At 72.2% G+C, this 16,598-nt stretch carries 15 protein-coding genes; 8 read left to right on the forward strand and 7 right to left on the reverse strand.

The window, feature by feature from the left end:
• The 5 genes from hpf to mtrA form a co-directional block, all read right to left on the reverse strand.
• The coding region (gene hpf / locus M3C17_RS04280; RefSeq protein WP_259976410.1) for a ribosome hibernation-promoting factor, HPF/YfiA family at positions 1-622 on the reverse strand (622 nt) is incomplete at its 3' end.
• A gap of 131 nt (positions 623-753) precedes the next feature.
• Entirely contained in the window at positions 754-1,401 is a 648-nt protein-coding gene (locus M3C17_RS04285) for a ComF family protein (protein ID WP_259976411.1), read from the reverse strand.
• Between the two features lie 92 nt (positions 1,402-1,493).
• Positions 1,494-3,212: an LpqB family beta-propeller domain-containing protein gene (locus M3C17_RS04290; RefSeq protein ID WP_259976412.1), complete on the reverse strand. Its 1,719-nt coding sequence runs from the start codon at positions 3,210-3,212 to the stop codon at positions 1,494-1,496.
• The gene (gene mtrB / locus M3C17_RS04295; protein ID WP_259976413.1) at positions 3,209-4,891 is read right to left on the reverse strand and encodes an MtrAB system histidine kinase MtrB; all 1,683 of its coding nucleotides are present in this window, start codon (positions 4,889-4,891) and stop codon (positions 3,209-3,211) included. The genes M3C17_RS04290 and mtrB overlap by 4 nt, the downstream gene beginning before the upstream one ends.
• Before the next feature lie 7 nt (positions 4,892-4,898).
• Positions 4,899-5,579, reverse strand: a complete 681-nt coding sequence (gene mtrA / locus M3C17_RS04300; RefSeq protein WP_259976414.1) for an MtrAB system response regulator MtrA — start codon at positions 5,577-5,579, stop codon at positions 4,899-4,901.
• 95 nt (positions 5,580-5,674) lie between these two features.
• On the opposite strand from mtrA, the gene M3C17_RS04305 reads away from it, so the two are divergent.
• The 5 genes from M3C17_RS04305 (at position 5,675) to M3C17_RS04325 (ending at position 11,355) form a co-directional block, all read left to right on the forward strand.
• Positions 5,675-7,204 carry a hypothetical protein gene (locus tag M3C17_RS04305; protein ID WP_259976478.1) on the forward strand — a complete coding sequence of 510 codons (1,530 nt, stop codon included), beginning with the start codon at positions 5,675-5,677 and terminating at the stop codon, positions 7,202-7,204.
• Positions 7,201-7,842 carry a DUF4129 domain-containing protein gene (locus M3C17_RS04310; RefSeq protein ID WP_259976415.1) on the forward strand — a complete coding sequence of 214 codons (642 nt, stop codon included), beginning with the start codon at positions 7,201-7,203 and terminating at the stop codon, positions 7,840-7,842. The genes M3C17_RS04305 and M3C17_RS04310 overlap by 4 nt, the downstream gene beginning before the upstream one ends.
• A complete protein-coding gene (locus tag M3C17_RS04315) occupies positions 7,839-9,023 on the forward strand; it encodes a DUF4350 domain-containing protein (protein WP_259976416.1) in 1,185 nt (394 codons plus the stop codon). The genes M3C17_RS04310 and M3C17_RS04315 overlap by 4 nt, the downstream gene beginning before the upstream one ends.
• 100 nt (positions 9,024-9,123) lie before the next feature.
• Positions 9,124-10,047, forward strand: coding sequence for a MoxR family ATPase (locus tag M3C17_RS04320; protein ID WP_259976472.1), 924 nt, complete (start codon positions 9,124-9,126; stop codon positions 10,045-10,047).
• Positions 10,048-11,355, forward strand: coding sequence for a DUF58 domain-containing protein (locus M3C17_RS04325; RefSeq protein WP_259976417.1), 1,308 nt, complete (start codon positions 10,048-10,050; stop codon positions 11,353-11,355).
• A gap of 129 nt (positions 11,356-11,484) precedes the next feature.
• On the opposite strand, the gene M3C17_RS04330 is transcribed toward M3C17_RS04325, so the two are convergent.
• Positions 11,485-12,477 (reverse strand): stage II sporulation protein M, encoded by a 993-nt coding sequence (locus M3C17_RS04330; RefSeq protein WP_259976418.1) that lies wholly within the window; start codon positions 12,475-12,477, stop codon positions 11,485-11,487.
• A 179-nt stretch (positions 12,478-12,656) separates the two neighbouring features.
• On the opposite strand from M3C17_RS04330, the gene M3C17_RS04335 reads away from it, so the two are divergent.
• From M3C17_RS04335 to M3C17_RS04345, 3 genes are read left to right on the forward strand one after another with little or no spacing between them, the layout of a single operon-like run.
• The gene (locus M3C17_RS04335; RefSeq protein ID WP_259976419.1) at positions 12,657-13,025 is read left to right on the forward strand and encodes a YciI family protein; all 369 of its coding nucleotides are present in this window, start codon (positions 12,657-12,659) and stop codon (positions 13,023-13,025) included.
• Entirely contained in the window at positions 13,022-14,281 is a 1,260-nt protein-coding gene (locus M3C17_RS04340; protein WP_259976420.1) for an RNA polymerase sigma factor, read from the forward strand. The genes M3C17_RS04335 and M3C17_RS04340 overlap by 4 nt, the downstream gene beginning before the upstream one ends.
• A gap of 34 nt (positions 14,282-14,315) precedes the next feature.
• Complete coding sequence (locus M3C17_RS04345) at positions 14,316-15,125, forward strand: RDD family protein (protein WP_259976421.1); 810 nt, start codon at positions 14,316-14,318, stop codon at positions 15,123-15,125.
• Positions 15,126-15,140: 15 nt separating this feature from the next.
• Here M3C17_RS04345 and ahcY read toward each other — a convergent pair whose 3' ends face one another.
• Positions 15,141-16,586 (reverse strand): adenosylhomocysteinase, encoded by a 1,446-nt coding sequence (ahcY, locus tag M3C17_RS04350; protein ID WP_259976422.1) that lies wholly within the window; start codon positions 16,584-16,586, stop codon positions 15,141-15,143.
• Positions 16,587-16,598 lie beyond the last annotated feature (12 nt).

Genomic DNA, 16,598 nt, shown 5'->3' on the forward strand with positions numbered 1-16,598 from the left:
TGCTCAGCGCGATGACACCGTAGTCCCAGCCCTTGCGCCGGTAGACGACGCTCGGGTGGTCGGTGCGCGCGTCGACGAACAGAAAGAAGTCGTGCCCGACGAGCTCCATCCGATCGACCGCTTCCTCGACGGTCATCCACTCGGCCTCGAAGCTCTTCGTGCGGATCACGACGGGCGAGTACGTCTCCTCCTCGTCGTTCTGCACAGGGATGCTGCCGGTCGCGACCGCGCGCAGCACCTCCACCGAGGCCGGCTGCACGTCGATGCCCTCGAGGGAGCCGCTGCCCTTCTCGAAGTGGGGGCCGCGCGGATGCTGGCGTCCGTCGACGCGCTTCTCCTTCGCACGGCGCAGCTGCTCGGTCATCTTGTCGACGGCGAGGTCGAGGGCGACGAACTTGTCGCCGTCCACCGCTTCGGCGCGGACCACGGGCCCCTTGCCGATCAGCGTGAGCTCGACCGTCTCGTCGGGGACGCGTCCGTTGCGGTACACCCGATGGGTGACCTTCACGTCGAGCCGTTGAGCCTTGGCGGCGAGTGTCTCGATCTTGGCGATCTTCTCTTCGACGACGGTGCGGAAGCGATCGGTGATGCCCACCCCGACGCCGACGATACTCGTTTCCATTGCTGCCTCCTTGTCCCGGTCCACCCGGCCAAGGGCGGACCGTGGTCGCCTTGTGACACCCCACCGTAGCCCGCCCGGCGGCGGATGTCACGGCCCTCGACCCTGTGTCTCCGGAGAGTGTGCGATGAACCTCATCCGGATCCGCGGCCGCGCGGCGTGGCGGCGAGCGCGACAGCCGAGATCACCTCGAACCCGGCCACCCGCAGCGCCCTCGCGGCCTCGTCCAGGGTGGCCCCCGTGGTCACGACGTCGTCGACGATCACGACCCTCGCTCCCGGCACCGCTCGCCGCGCCCGCAACGCGCCGCGCACGTTGCCGGCCCGGTCGGCAGCCCCCATCCCGCGCTGATCCGGCGTGACCCGGGCGACGGCGAGCAGGCGCTGCACCTCCGCTCCCGCCCGTCGCGCGAGCAGCTCAGGGACCCGATAACCGCGTCGCCGGAAGGCGACACGCGAGGTGGGTACGGGGACCACCCAGCACGACGGGTCCTGTGCCGGTGCGAGGACGGTGGACAGGGCCGCCCCCAACGGGCGGGCGAGCATGGTCTCCCCGCGGTCCTTGAGTGCGCGGATGCACGCCGCGGCCGGGCCCTCGTACGGGAGCGCCGCCCGCACGGCCAGGCCGCCCGGCGTGCGGACCGTGCGCGGGGCGGGGGTCAGGGCGTCACGACACCGGTCGCACAGCAGCGTGCCCGGGGTGGCGCACCCCGCGCAGACCGCAGCGAGCAGCAGCCCGACCACCTCGCGGCCCAGCGCACGAAGGGGCGAGGTCGACGGCATGACCCCATCCTGAGGTCCCCCGAGCCCTCACCGGATGCCGTCCACGGGACGGGGGTCGCAGGAGCGCATGAGTCCTGATCGTGCAGGAGCAGTCACTCCCCCGCACGAGTCGCGAGCACCGAGACGCCCTCCGCCACCTCGCGCCACGCGGAGCCCGCATGCGCGAACAGCTGACCGGTGGAGCCGAGGATCCGGACACCCGCCGCCGTCCGCGCCCCTGCGATCGACACGGCATCACTGGGCGCGGTCTCCGAGGAGCCCGGCCCGCCGACGGTCTGCACCAGGAGCTTCGGGCTGCTGGGAGCCGCGAGCACCGCCACCCTGTCCGACCCGAGCCACACGAGCCCGGTCGAGGGCTCCACCAGCTGCGTGACCTGTTTGACATCGCCCAGCTCGGTCGGAAGACCCGCCGAGTCGCGCACCACGGCGGCGACCACCACCCACTGCTGCCCGCCGACCCCGATGACCGCCGCGACGCGAGCGCCGTCCGCCGACACGCGGATGTCCGAGATCGACGAGGCGCTCGGCCAGGCGTTCGCGACGTCGTGCGCCACCACGTCGCTCCCCCAGGCCTGCACCGCCTGCGGGCTGCCAGCGGGGACCGACCACACGTAGCCATAGGGATCCAGCGACGGCTCCACGAGCCCCGGCCTGGCGTCGAGCTCGTCGCGGCTCCCCTCGCCCACCAGGTAGACGTGCCTGTCGTCGAGCTGCACCGCGGCGTGCGAGTCGTCTGCCGCCACGTCGATCGCGAGGATCCGCTGCGGGATCGCCACGATCTCCTCGCTGATGGCGGGAAGCGGCGAGATCTCGTCCCCGATGATCCGTCCGAACGCCCCGTCCTGCAGCACCAGGGTGCCGACGTCGGGCGGGGTGTCGGCCAGCTCGACCACCCCCGCGTCGATCGTGCGCCCGTCCACGCTGAAGCGGACCTGGGAGACGTTGACGCCGGCGGCCTTCAGCGTCGCCTGCAGCTGGGTGCGCATGCGGGACAGCGTGGTCGGGTCCAGTCCTGTGGCCGGCCGCGTCAAGGCGACCTCGGCGACCTGCCCCGTGAGCGGAACCGCATCCTGCGCGAGTTGCACATCGGCCGGGAACGCGGTCTGCACGGCCGGGTCGAGCCACTCCGCCGGGGTGCCGCTGACGAGGGCCTGCGTGACGGTCGTCGCGGGGCTCTGACGCCGCGGGAACCATCGGACGTCGGGCACGAGCCGCGACCAGGAGGCGTCGAACCACTGCAGCGGATACCCCTCGTACACGTTCGGGAACCGGGTCTCGTCGATCACGATCCCGTCCGGCGCCTGGGTGATGCGCCACTCGCCGTCGTCCATCCGCTCGAGCGCGAAGGGCACGGTCGACGCGCCGGGGGCGCCGCTGTACGCGCCTGACTCGTCCACGCTCGCGACCAGGTCGAGCTGCACCTGCACCTCGGCGGAATCCGCTTTCTCCACCTCGTCGTCGGCCACCGAGGAGGACAGCGTCCGTGCCTCCGGCCCCACATCGATCGACACGCCCTCCGACGGACGCCAGCTGCGCTGCAGCGGAGGTGCGAGGAACTCGCGAGCCGTGTCCCAGTTGTCCGAGGTCGTGATGCCGGCTTCCAGGAAGCCCTCCACGATCTCCTCCGGCCCGGCCCCTGCGATCGGCCCGGACGCGACGGGGAGCACGTCGACATCCTGCGGCGATTCGCCCAGCTGGAGGCCGACCGCCACGTCGCCGCTGGTGGGAAGCCCCGCGCAGGCCGGAAGCAGGAGAGCGAGCAGGGCCAGCCCGGCGACGGGCAGCCGTCTGCGCGATGCGCGTGCGCTCACGACAGCCCCTCCTTCCCGTCGAGCAGTTCAGAGTACGTCTCGGCGATGGAGATCGGCTGAGTCGCGTCGCCGAGCTCGGCCAGCGGCTCCTGCGGCTCGACCGACACCGGGCTCGGGCCGTCCAGCACACCGCCGTGCCGCGGGATCGTCAGCACGAAGTTCGAACCGACACCGAGCTCGGACCACACCGCGAGGGTCCCGCCGTGCAGCGTCGCGTCGCCGAGCGCGATCGAGAGCCCGAGCCCCGTGCCGCCGATGGTGCGCTGCCGTGACGGGTCCGCGCGCCAGAACCGGTCGAACACCCGCTCCGCGTCCTCCGGGTCCATCCCGAGACCGAAGTCGCGGACCCCGGCGGCGACGGCGTGCTGGTTGCTGTCCACGGTGACGACGACCGGACGCCCCTCGCCGTGCTCGATGGCGTTGCCGATGAGGTTGCGCAGTACCCGGCGCACGCGGCGCGGGTCCATGTCCACGGGCGAGTAGCCACCAGGCGCGACCAGGCGGAGCTCGGTGCCGCGCCCCTCGGCGAGCGGCCGCATCTGCTCGATGATGTCCTCCGCGAGCTGCGCGAGACTCGTGGCCTCCAGTTCGAGCTGCACCGAGCCGGCGTCGTAGCGGCTGATCTCCAGCAGATCCGACAGCAGCGTCTCGAAGCGCTGCACCTGCGTGTGCAGCAGCTCCGCCGTCCGCGCCGTCGTGGGGTCGAACTCCCCGCGCTGATCGTTGAGCATGTCGGCGGCGAGACGGATCGTGGTGAGGGGCGTGCGCAGCTCGTGCGAGACGTCGGACACGAACCGCTGCTGCACCATCGACAGCTCGCCGAGCTCCTTGATCTGCGCCTCGATGCTGTCGGCCATCGCGTTGAAGGAGCGGCCGAGCGTCGCCAGCTCATCCTCCCCGTGCACCTCCAGCCGCACGCCGAGATCGCCGGCTGCCAGACGCGCGCTGGTCTCCGCGGCCTGCACGATCGGCGTCGACACCGTGCGCAGCACGATCCAGGAGATGGCGGCCACGATCGCGACCAGTCCGATGCCGGCGATCCACAGCGTGCGCTGCACGAACAGGAGCGTCTGGTTCGCATCGGCGAGGTCGTAGGCGAAGTAGATCGCGAACGCCCCGGCCTCCGGCACCTGGAGCTGCTGCCCGACGATGATGCCGGGCACCTCGCCGCCGCCCTCCACCGGGAGCGCGACGGACTGCCAGGCCTGACGGTCGTCGAACTCCTCGACGCGGGTCACGAGCTCGGGCGTCAGCAGGTTCGCAGTGAGTCCCGCCGTGAACCCGTTGAGGCGGACGGCGCCCTCCTCGCCCTCGACCTTGAATCCCGCGAGCTGGTCGGCACTCGACGTGCGGGCGAGGGTGTCGGGGATGCTGTTCCAGAGATCGGTGAGCGCGGCGGGGTCGTCCCCGACCTCGGCCACGTCGAGGATGCTCTGCGCCTGATCGACAGCGCGACGGGCGTCGTCGAGGGCCACGTTCTTGCGCGAGACGAACAGATCGTTCTGGATCACGAGCGCCATCGTGACGCAGGTGATGAAGATCGCCAGAGACGTCGCGATCAGGGTGATGGCGAGTGTGCGGAACCGCAGCGAGCGACGCCACAGCGCGGCGAGCACGGTCGGCCAGCCGCGCCAGTCGCGCAGGACAGCGACGGCCGTGGTCGCTGTCGTCGCGGCCATCGGGCGCCTAGGTGACGCTGCCGGCGCGATAGCCAACGCCGCGCACGGTCATCACGATCTTCGGGTTGTCCGGGTCGAGCTCCACCTTGGCGCGCAGTCGCTGCACGTGCACGTTCACCAGCCGGGTGTCCGCCTTGTAGTGGTAGCCCCACACCTGCTCCAGCAGCATCTCGCGGGAGAACACCTGCTGCGGCTTCGACGCGAGAGCCACCAGGAGCTGGAACTCCAGGGGGGTCAGGGCGATGGGGGTCGTGCCGCGGCGGACCTCATGCGCGTCCACGTCGACGGTGAGGTCGCCGATGCGCAGCTGCTCGCTCGTGGTCTGCGGCGTGGGGCGGAGGCGGGTGCGGATGCGCGCCACCAGCTCCTTCGGGTTGAAGGGCTTCACCATGTAGTCGTCGGCGCCCACTTCGAGACCACGGACGACGTCGGCCGTGTCGCTGCGGGCGGTGAGCATGATGATCGGAACCCCGGACTCGGCGCGGATCCGCGTGCAGATCTCGATGCCGTCCATCCCCGGGAGCATCAGGTCGAGCAGCACCAGGTCGGGACGCTGTGCGCGCCACTCGTCGACCGCCCGCGCACCGTCAGCGCAGAACACCGGCTCGAAGCCCTCCGTGCGCAGCACGATGCCGATCATCTCGGCGAGCGCGGTGTCGTCGTCGACCACAAGGATGCGTGAGGTCATAACTGTTACCTTATGGCACCGAGTCCCGCCCTCCCCAGGTCTGCGCGTCACCGCGCGGATATGACACGATGGGAGCGCACGACGGAGGGAGGCCCGTGAGCGGCCAGACGTGGACCCCAGCCCCCAAGAAGGGGATCATCCCCCTTCATCCGCTGACCTTCGGGATGCTGTTGGGGAAGTCCTTCGCCGCCCTCCGCCACAACCCGAAGGTGCTCTTCGGGTTCGCCGTGGTTATCCAGTTCATCGTGGTGATCGCGACCGCGGGTGTCATGGGCGTCGTGCTGTTCACGACCGTCACCCGGCTGGAGACGCTGTCGCCGTCGTCGCCCGACTTCGAGGCCGTGTTCGCGGGCACCGTCGCCATCAACCTCATCGCGGGGCTCGCGGTCGGGCTCGCGTCGATCGCGTTCACAGCCATGATGCAGGGCGTGGTCGCGGCCGAGGTCGGGTACGCCTCCGTCGGCGTCAAGGCCACGCTCGGGATGCTGTGGCGCCGCATGATCCCCGCCTTCTGGCGCCTCGTCGGCTTCGCGTCGATCGCGGTCGTCGCGGTGTTCGGCGCGCTGGCGATCGTGGCGGGCGTCGTCGGCGCCCTGCTCGCGGGCGGCCTCGGCGGCACCCCCGAGTTCGTCGGCATCATCGTGCTCGTGGTGCTGCTGCTGGCCCTGGCCGCGGTCCCGCTGACCGTCTGGCTCACCACGAAGCTGCTCCTGGTGCCGTCGATCCTCGTGCTGGAGCGCGCCCGCTTCCGCGAGGCGTTCGTGCGGTCGTGGCGCCTGACGAGGGGCCGGTTCTGGGTCGCCTTCGGCGTCACGTTCCTGATCAGCCTCATCATGGGGCTCGCGATGCAGGTCGTGAGCTTCCCCACCGCGATGGTCTCGTCGTTCCTCGGCACGGTCGTCGCCCCCACCGGCGCCTCGGAGCCGAGCGCCGTGATCGGCTTCGTCTTCGCGCTGCTCGCGCCGCAGGTGCTGCTGCTGATCCTGCAGGCGATCACCATCGTGGTGCAGAGCACGGGTGGCGTCCTCGTCTACCTCGACTGCCGGATGCGCTACGAGGGACTCGACCAGACACTCCTCTCCTACGTGGAGCGTCGCGACCTGGGCTGGACGGAGGAGCAGCTGGGCGACCCGTTCGTCGTGGACCCCGCGCGCGCCGTCAGCTCCGCGCCCCCGCCCCGACAGGTGCCCGATCACGTCAGGATGACCCAGGGTTACGGCTACCCGCCGGCGGGCGCGCCCGGTGCGCAGCCCTACGGCGGGCAGCCGTACGCTGGTCAGCCCTACGCTGGTCAGCCCTACGGCGCGCAGCCGTACGGTGCGCAGCCGTATTCGGGACAGCCCTACGGCGCGCAGCCCTACGGCGCGCAGCCCTACGGTGCGCAGCCCTCCGGCGGGCAGCCGAACACGGGACAGCCGCACGACGCAGCGTCCGGGTCACCGCAGGCCCAGCCACCCGCGTCTCCGTCGCAGGCGGCCGCGGTTCCGGCGCCGCCGTTCCCTGCCGACGCTCCCGCCGCGTTCGCTCCCCCGCCTCCCCCCGCCGTGCCGCCCGCGACATCCGTCGACCGCCCCACCGCGGAGGGCGACTGGGCAGCGCCCGGCTCCGGCGACTCCTCGGCATGATCCTCCCCGCCGACGCCCCTCTCATCCCCGACGGGGACGAAGCCCGCCGCTGGGCGGAGCAGGAGCTGGCCAACCCGCGCTACGCCGACGCGAAGCCCACCTGGTTCGATCTCGTGGCGCGGGACGTCGCGCGCTTCCTCGCCGATCTCTTCAGCTCGGGCAACGGCGCGGCCGTCGGTCCCGCCGCGCTCATCGTCGTCACCGTGCTGATCGCCCTCGCCCTGGTCGTCGCGCTGCTGATCTGGGGCCGGCCGCGTCGCTCGCGGGCCGTCCGCCGCCCGAACACCCACCTGCTGGGCGCCGACGACGACCGCACCGCCGCGCAGCTGCGCAGCGATGCCGAGCGCAGCGCCAGGGACGGCGACTGGGACACGGCCGTGGTGCTGCGCTACCGCGCCATCGCCCGCAGCCTGCTGGAGCGGGACCTCATCGACCCCGCCCCCGGTGCCACCGCGCAGTCCATCGCCCGCTCCGCCAGCGGCGTGTTCACCGACGAGGCGGCGGCGATGAGCCGTGCCGCCGCTGCCTTCGACGACGTGCGGTACCTGCGTCACCCGGCCTCGGAGCAGGACTATCGCGAGCTGACGGCCACGGACGAGCGACTGCGCGCCCGCCGCCCCGAGGTGGTCCCGGCATGACGACGACAGCGCAGAGGAGCGCAGCACGCACCACGGCCGAGCGCCGTCCACGCCGCGTCGCAGCCGTCGCGGGGTGGAGCCTGATCGGGGTGCTCGTGCTCGCGGTCGCCTTCGCGGCCTCGCAGCTCGCCGCCAGCGGCCCCGGCGCCCGCGGCACCCTGGACCCGGAGAGCCGCAACGGCACCGGTGCGCTCGCGCTCGCCGAGATCCTGCGCGACCAGGGCGTGGAGGTCGAGGTCGTGCGCACCCGCGCCGCTGCCGTCGCGGCGCTCGACGACGACGCGACCCTTGCGATGACCAACCCCTACACCCTCTCCGACGAGGCGATCGACGCACTGATCGCCCCCGCGGAACGCGTGGTGTTCCTCTCCGCGAGCACGCACCTGCTGGGCGAGCTGGGCATCGGCGAGACCGCCCAGGTGGCACCGGGGACGGTGACCGCGGAGTGCGAGATCCCGGAGTTCGCGCACGTCGGCGCCATCCGCCCCGACCGGGTGTTCGCCGCCGCCGACGGCGTGACGGCCTGTTTCGGCGACGACGATGCCGCGGCGGTGCTCGTGGACGACGAGAGCCAGCACCGCACGGTCGTCGACGGGACCCGACTGTTCAGCAACGCCGCCCTCGCCGAGGACGGAAACGCCGCCCTCGCCCTCGCCGTGCTCGGCCAGGAGGACCGCCTGGTCTGGTACGTGCCCTCGTTCGAGGACACCGATATCGAGGGCACCGCACCGGACACGCTCGGCGACCTCACGCCGGACTGGGTCACCCCCGCGATCCTCCTGCTGCTCGCCGCCGGACTCGCGGTCGCCGTCGCCCGCGGGCAGCGCTTCGGTCCGCTCGTGGCCGAGACGCTTCCCGTCACCGTGCGCGCCTCCGAGACGATGCACGGCCGCGCCAGGCTGACCGCGCGAGCAGGAGACGCGGCGCATGCGGCGCAGGCCCTCCGTGAAGGCGCCCGCGCCCGCCTCGCCCACCGCCTCGGCCTCGCCGCGCATGCGCACACGGACGAGATCGCCGACGCGGCCTCCGACCGGCTGCGGATTCCCCGCGGCTCGCTGCAGGACCTGCTCGACGGACCGCCGCCGCGTGACGACGCCGCCCTCATCCACCTCGCCCGCCGCCTGGACGAGCTCGAGACCGCCGTCGATGCGAGCGCCCGCACCTCACGGAGCGACAGCTGATGCGCCGACACTCCGCCACCGATCCACTCACCCTGCACGCCGAGGAGACCCCGTGACAGACGAGAACCTTCCCGTAGACGACGCCGCACTGCGGCAGGCCATGCATCGGGTCCGCAGTGAGGTCGACAAGGCCGTCGTCGGCCAGGCCGGCACCGTGACCGGCCTGCTCGTCTCGCTGCTCGCCCGCGGCCACGTGCTGCTGGAGGGCGTGCCCGGCGTGGCCAAGACGCTCGTGGTGCGCTCGTTCGCGCGGGCGCTGGGCCTGGACACCAAGCGCGTGCAGTTCACGCCCGACCTGATGCCCGGCGACGTCACCGGCTCGCTCGTGTACGACGCGCGCACGGGCGAGTTCGACTTCCGCGCCGGGCCCGTGTTCACGCACATCCTGCTGGCGGACGAGATCAACCGCACGCCGCCGAAGACCCAGGCGGCGCTGCTCGAGGCCATGGAGGAGCGCCAGGTGTCGGCAGACGGCGTCAGCCGCACGCTCCCCGACCCGTTCCTCGTGGCCGCGACGCAGAACCCCATCGAGCACGAGGGGACGTACTCGCTCCCGGAAGCCCAGCTCGACCGCTTCCTCATGAAGCTCGTGGTCGGCATGCCGGAGCGCGACGCGGAGGTGTCGGTGCTCCGCCGTCACGCCCAGGGCTTCTCCCCGCGCGAGCTCACCGGCGTGGAGGCGGTGATCTCCGCCGAGGAGATCCGCGCCGCGCAGCTGGCGGCCGCCCGCGTCGAGGTGACCGACGACGTGCTCGGCTACGTGGTGGACCTGGCTCGCGCGACCCGCCAGTCGCCGTCCGTCGAGCTCGGTGCGAGCCCGCGCGCGTCCACCGGACTGCTCGCAGCCGCCAAGGCATGGGCGTGGCTGAACGGCTCATCCGCGGTGACGCCCGACCACGTGCAGACCATGCTCGTGCCCGTCTGGCGGCACCGCCTGCAGCTGCGTCCCGATGCGCAGATGGAGGGTGTGTCGGCGGACGCCGTGCTGACCTCCGTGGTGCAGCAGACCCGGGTGCCGATCTAGGTGTTCGTCACGGGTCGCCTCGCCGTCGCCCTCGCTCTCGGCGTCGTCCCGCTGGTCCTGACCGGGCTGGCGGGGGTTCCGCCGTACCCGGTGCTGGGCGGATGGGTCCTGCTGTGCGCTCTGCTGGTCGCGCTGGACGTCACGCTCGCCGGCAGCCCGCGCGCGGTCACGGTGACCCGGCGGCTGCCCGCCCGCGCGCGCCTCGGCGAGCAGGTGCCGGTGAGCGTCGCCCTGCACAACCACGGCGCCAGGACGCTCGATGCTCTGCTCCGCGACGCCTGGCAGCCGACGGCGGGCGCACCGCTCGAACGGCAGCGTCTGCGCATCGCCCCCGGCGAGCGCGGCCGCGTGGAGCTGCCGCTGCGCCCCCGCCGCCGCAGTGAGCTGGTGAGCGAGTTCGTGGCGCTCCGGTCGCGCGGTCCGCTCGGCCTCGCGGGTCGCCAGGCGCGGCATCCCGTCCGCGGCGCGATCAGGGTGCTGCCTGCGTTCACGTCCCGCAAGCACCTCCCCTCTCGGCTCGCCCGGCTGCGGGAGCTCGACGGCAACACCAGCATCCAGGTGCGCGGGCAGGGCACCGAGTTCGACTCGCTCCGCGAGTACGTGCGCGGGGACGACGTGCGCTCGATCGACTGGCGCGCCACCGCCAGAGCGGGTACGACCATGCTGCGCACCTGGCGCCCCGAGCGCGACAGGAACGTGGTCATCATCGTGGACACCGGCCGCACCGCCGCCGCGCGTGTCGGCGACGGCACCAGGGTGGACGCGGCGCTGGAGGCCGCGCTGCTGCTCGCCGCCCTCGCCTCGAGGGCGGGCGACCACGTGCACCTGCTGATGTACGACCGTGTCGTGCGCGCCAGGGTGACCGGAGTGGACGGCGCGGCGCTGCTTCCCGCGCTGACCGACGCCATGGCCCCGGTGCACGCCCGCCTCGTCGACACCGACTGGGCCGGCGCCTTCGCCGCGGTGCGCACCCTGACGACGCGGCCCTCGCTCATCGTCGTGCTCACGGCACAGGACGCCCCGGAGTCGGCACGCGGCTTCCTCGGCGCATTCCCCGAGGCCTCCCGTGCGACCACGGTGCTCGTCGGCTCGGTCACCGACGACGGCATCGCCCGCCTCGCCCGCGCCCGCGGTTCGCGCGAGGAGGTCTACCTGGCCGCCGCGGCCGAACGGACCCTGCGCGACGCCGAGACGGTCGCCGACGCCATCCGCCGTGCGGGCGGCGAGGCGATCGCCGCCGACCCGGAGGACCTGCCGCCCCGCATCGCCGACCGCTACCTCGAACTCAAGGCCGCCGGCCGGCTCTGAGTCCGAGCCGTGCTCCGGGCCGCCGGAATGCTGAGCCGTCGGGACGCGAAGCCGCCAGGCCCGAGCCCCCCAGGCCCGACCCCCAGGCCCGAGCCGTCAGATCCGAGCCGCCAGCCGCGTCGAGCCGTGTCAGCCCGCCACGAGGCGCGGCGTGCCCGACTCGTACTCCACGAGGTCACCGGTCTCTCCACGGCGGTACGCGCGCCCGCCGACGACCAGCATGTAGATGAGGAACACGGCCAGCGCGGCCGCGCCGATGCCGATCTTCACCGGCCACGGCAGAGACCAGCCCGTGACGAAGCCCTCGACCAGGCCCGACAGGAACAGGGCGAACACGAGTCCGATCGCGACCGTCGCCAGGGCTCGACCCTGCTCCGCGAGCGCCTCGCCGCGGGCACGACGCCCCGGTGCGACCCAGGCCCAGAACACGTGTAGCCCCGCCGCGGCCGCGACGAAGATGCACGTCATCTCGAGCATGCCGTGCGGCAGGATGTACAGCACCATGAGGTCGGCCTTGTCGTAGGCGGCCATCACAGCGCCGGCTGTGCCGAGCCCGATCGCGTTCTGGAGCAGCATGTAGATCGGCCAGATGCCGGTGACCCCGAACAGGACGCACTGCATCGCGATCCAGGCGTTGTTGGTCCACACCATCCCCGCGAAGACGGCGGCGGGGTTCTCGGTGTAGTAGCCCGTGAAGCTCTCGTCGGCGTACTGCTCGAGGCCGGCGGGCGGCCCCAGGGTTGCGATCAGCGCCGGGTCGCTCGAGATCCAGGCGGCCATACCCACAGCGATCGCCACGAAGGCCACCGCGATCACGAGGGTGGTCCAGCGCAGCCGGTAGAGCGCCGCGGGAAGCTGGAGACGGAAGAACCGGGAGACCTGGGTCAGCACGCTGTCGCCCGCACCCGTGAGCCGCAGCCGCGCGCGCACCAGGATCGTGGACAGGTAGGCACCCTGCGGCGACTCGCCGACCGAGGTCTTGAGCTCGGCCAGGTCCGCGGACGCGGCGCGATACCGCACGATCAGCTCATCGACTCCGGCCCCGTCGAGCCGTGCCCTGCTGAGCTGGTCCAGGCGCTCCCACTCGGCCCGGCGCGCGTCGGTCAGGGCATCGGCATCCACCTGATTCACTGTACGCGCCTCCGGGGCTCCCGCCGTCGTGACGCGGCGCGATCCCGACCGGGCATCCGCCGACTCCCGCGATCGGAATTTCTCTGCCACGCTGTCGAAATCGGGGGACGCCGCGCGCCGTAGGGACGAGGCGGCGAATCCGACCGCCCGCTGCGAAGAGAGGAAACCCCATGAAGTACGTCCTGATGTTCACGTCGCATCCCGAGCTGGATGCCCTGCTTCCGGCGGAGCAGGCCGAGTCCGACCTGCAGCGCATCCTCGCCTGGCACGAGGACAACCGCGCGGTGATCATCGACGGCGGGGCGGCGCTGCACCCCGTCGAGACCGCGACCACCGTGCGCGCGGGCGATGGCGACCCGGTCGTCGTGGACGGACCGTTCTCCGAGGCCAAGGAGGTCATCGGCGGCTTCACGCTGGTCGACGTGCCGGACCTCGACGCCGCCATCGCGCTCGCGAAGCAGTGGCCGTCGCTGGACCACCCGGGCAACTCCGTCGAGATCCGTCCGATGTTCGACGACGAAGAGCTGTTCGCCGGATGACGGCGGAGGGGGTGGCGTCGGCGGCGACCGCTTCGGACGCCGCCCTCGTCCGCGCCGTCCGCGAGGAGAACGCGCGCATCGTCGCGGCACTCACCCGCTCGTTCGGCAGCTTCGACGTCGCCGAGGAGGCCGTGGCCGTGGCCGTGGAGGAAGCCCTGCGCGAATGGCGTTCCCGCGGAGTGCCGCGCAATCCGGGCGGCTGGCTGATGACGGCCGCACGGCGCAACGCCCTGGACATCGTCCGGACCTCTCGTCGGCGCCGGGACGTGCTCGCCCGGGTGGCCGTGCCGCAGCAGTCATCGACGACCCCGGACGAGGTGGACGAACGCCTGCCGCTGCTGTTCGGCTGCTGTCATCCGAGCCTGTCGCCGGAGGCGCAGCTCGCGTTGACGCTCCGCGCCGTCGTCGGGCTCACCACGGAGCAGATCGCTCGAGCGACAGTGGAGGCACCGGCGACCGTCGGTCAGCGGATCTCCCGGGCCAAGCGCAAGATCGGCGTCGCCGGGGTGCCCATGGTCATCCCCGAAGGGCGGGAGCGCCGGCACCGACTCGACATCGTGCTGACCGTCATCTCGGTCATGTACGACTCGGCGCACCTGCGTGCAGGAGCCGACGCGGTGGCGGACCGGGACCTCGCGGAGGATGCCCTCTGGCTCGCGTCGGCGCTCTGCCGGTCGTCGGCCGCCGACGCGGAGGCGCACGGCCTGCTGTCGCTGCTGTGCTTCCATCGGGCGAGGGAGGGAGCGCGATCGAGGAACGGCGAGCTCGTCCCCTTGCCGGCCCAGGATCGGAGCCTGTGGGACCGGCGTCTGCTGCAGGCGGGGCACGACGCGCTGCGCCACGCCGCCGAGCTCCGCACGCCCGGCCGCTGGCAGCTGCACGCGGCCATCGCGGCGTGCCACGCCGACGCCCCCCACTATGCCGCAACCGACTGGGAGCAGATCATCGTCCTGTACGAGCTGCTGACGCGGCGGGACCCGTCGCCGATCGTGCGGCTCAATCGGGCCGTGGCCCTCGCCGAAGTCGGTCGGGCGCAGGAGGCGCTCGCGGAACTGGACGCGCTGCAGGGCCGCCTCGACCGCCATCACCTGTGGCACGCGGTGCGCGCCGACGTGCTGCGGCGCCTGGGTCGCGACGCCGAGGCGGACTCAGCGCTCGAACACGGCCGTCAGCTCACACGGAATCGAGCGGAACGGCGGCTGTTCGCCACACGCCTGCAGGAGGTCCGGGCGACGAACGGGCCGGCGCCACGATGAGGGACGGCGTCCGACCACCTGATTTACTGTACTCATGTCCGCGCAGATCGACGTCTCCGACGAGGTGCTCTCCGGTGAGGCGGTTGCGATCGACGTGCAGCCGGTGGGGTTCCTGCTCCGGGCGGCCGGTGCGATCATCGACATGCTCCTCGGCTACGCGGTCTTCATCCTCTGGATCTTCCTGCGCATCTGGCTGCTCGACGCCGGGGTGCTCGACGAGGCGACCGACCGCATCGCCACGGTCGCCGCGCTGGTGGTCAGCTTCGTCGTCCTGCCGATCACGATGGAGGTCGCTCTCAAGGGGCGCAGCCTCGGCAAGCTCGCGGTCGGCGGGCGCATCGTCCGGATGGACGGCGGCGCCGCGGGATTCCGTCACGCGTTCATCCGCGCGCTGCTCGGCGTCCTGGAGATCTACCTGACCTTCGGCGGCCTCGCCGTGCTGGTCGGCGCCTTCACCGCGCGCTCGCAGCGGCTGGGTGACCTGGTCGCCGGCACCTACAGCCAGCGCGTGCGCACGCCGAAGCTCCTGACCTCCGCACCGGTGCTCCCCCCTGTCCTCTCGGGGTGGGCGCAGATCGCCGATGTGGCGCGGCTGCCCGACCGGCTCGCCCGCCGGATCTCGCAGTTCCTCGTCAGCGCACCGCGGATGCTCCCCGCCGCGAGGGAGCGCGTGGCGCGCGACCTGCTGGCCGAGGCCGCGCCGTATGTGTCGCCGATGCCCGCAGCGCCTGCCGAGCTGATCCTCGTGGGCGTCACCGTGCTGCGCCGCGATCGGGAACGCCGCGCTCTGGCGAACGCCGACCGGCGGGCCGAGCGCCTGTCCGGCCGTCGCGTCGGCGTCTGACCCGGGCCCGCCGCGTCAGTAGCGGTAGTGGTCGAGCTTGTACGGGCCGTCCACCGGCACGCCGATGTAGGCCGCCTGGCCGGCGGTGAGCGTGGTGAGCTGCACTCCGAGCGCGTCGAGGTGAAGTCGCGCGACCTTCTCGTCGAGCGCCTTGGGGAGGACGTGCACGCCCATCGGGTAGGCGGCGGTGTTCGTGAACAGCTCGATCTGCGCGAGCACCTGGTTCGTGAAAGAGGCGCTCATCACGAAGGAGGGGTGCCCCGTCGCATTGCCGAGGTTCATGAGCCGCCCCTCGCTCAGCACGAGCACGCTGCGTCCGCTCGGCATCCGCCACTCGTGCACCTGCGGCTTGATCTCGATCGGCTCCGCACCCTCCAGGGCCTCCAGCCCTGCCATGTCGATCTCGTTGTCGAAGTGGCCGACGTTCGCCACGATCGCCAGGTGCTTGAGCGCCTGCAGGTGCTCCACCGTGACCACATCCCTGTTGCCGGTGCCCGTGACGACGATGTCGACCTCGCCCGCGACGTCGATCAGCCGCGCGACCTGGAAGCCGTCCATCGCGGCCTGCAGCGCGCAGATCGGGTCGACCTCGCTGACGATCACGCGCGCCCCCTGGCCGCGGAGCGCCTCGGCCGCTCCCTTGCCCACGTCGCCGTAGCCGCACACGAAGGCGACCTTGCCGCCCATCAGCACGTCGGTCGCCCGGTTGAGGCCGTCCGGCAGGGAGTGACGGATGCCGTACTTGTTGTCGAACTTGCTCTTGGTGACGGAGTCGTTGACGTTGATGGCGGGGAACAGCAGTTCGCCGGAGGCCGCGAGCTCGTACAGACGGTGCACGCCCGTGGTGGTCTCCTCCGTGACGCCGATCAGCCCCGCGGCGACCCTCGTCCAGCGGTCGGGCGCCTCGGCGAGAGAGCGCCGCAGCACGTCGAGGATGATCGCGTACTCGTGGGAGTCCGCCGCCGTCGTCTCCGGCACCACGCCGGCCTTCTCGAACTCCACGCCCTTGTGCACGAGGAGCGTGGCGTCGCCGCCGTCGTCCAGGATGAGGTTCGGTCCGTCGAAACCGGAGGACGACCAGTCGAAGATGCGCGCGGTGCAGGCCCAGTACTCCTCGAGGGTCTCGCCCTTCCACGCGAACACCGGCACCCCGGACGGGGATTCCACACTCCCCTCGGGGCCGACGACGACCGCGGCCGCCGCCTCGTCCTGCGTCGAGAAGATGTTGCAGCTCGCCCACCGCACCTCGGCGCCGAGGGCCACGAGCGTCTCGATCAGGACAGCGGTCTGGACCGTCATGTGCAGCGAGCCGGCGATCCGCGCACCCCGCAGCGGCTGCGCGGGACCGAACTCGGTGCGCAGCGCCATCAGGCCGGGCATCTCGTTCTCGGCCAGACGCAGCTGGTGCCGTCCTGCGGCGGCGAGGGACAGGTCGGCGACACGGTATTCGAGCTCAGGCATGCGGCCATTGTC

Source organism: Microbacterium sp. p3-SID336 (genome assembly GCF_025143365.1).
Classification (GTDB): Bacteria; Actinomycetota; Actinomycetes; order Actinomycetales; family Microbacteriaceae; genus Microbacterium.